A 394-nucleotide genomic window follows, 5' to 3' on the forward strand; every position below is an offset into this window, starting at 1 on the left:
GATTGAAGAAGAACGCGCTGAGGATCATGTGCGACATCTCTGTTCCTTCCCTGCGGGTGCGGAAAACCGCCAGTGCAGCGGCCTGTGGCCGTGCCCCCGAAAATCTTCCAGTCAGTGAAAGTTAGATTGCGCTTAGGCTTAATTCGAGTAATTTTATAGAGATTGTTCCCTATGAAAGCGGAAGCGATTGCCCCTGATCGCCGCGCGCGCAGAAAGTGGTTTCGGGTCCTTCATGTCTTCGGTTCTGCCAGCCATGTCTTCGGTTCTGAATGTCGAGCACCTCTCCGTTTCCTATCGCGGAGCCAGGCACCGCGCGGTCGACGATATCTCGCTGGAGATCGGCCAGGGCGAAGCGCTCGGGCTGGTCGGCGAATCCGGTTCCGGCAAGAGCTCG

1 protein-coding gene is annotated in these 394 nt (G+C 57.4%); it reads left to right on the forward strand.

Annotated elements, in window-relative coordinates; translation table 11 throughout:
• Nucleotides 1-253: 253 nt before the first annotated feature.
• The coding region (locus ACWTU8_RS33310; protein WP_455851441.1) for an ATP-binding cassette domain-containing protein at nucleotides 254-394 on the forward strand (141 nt) is incomplete at its 3' end.

Source organism: Mesorhizobium sp. BHbdii (assembly GCF_053848045.1).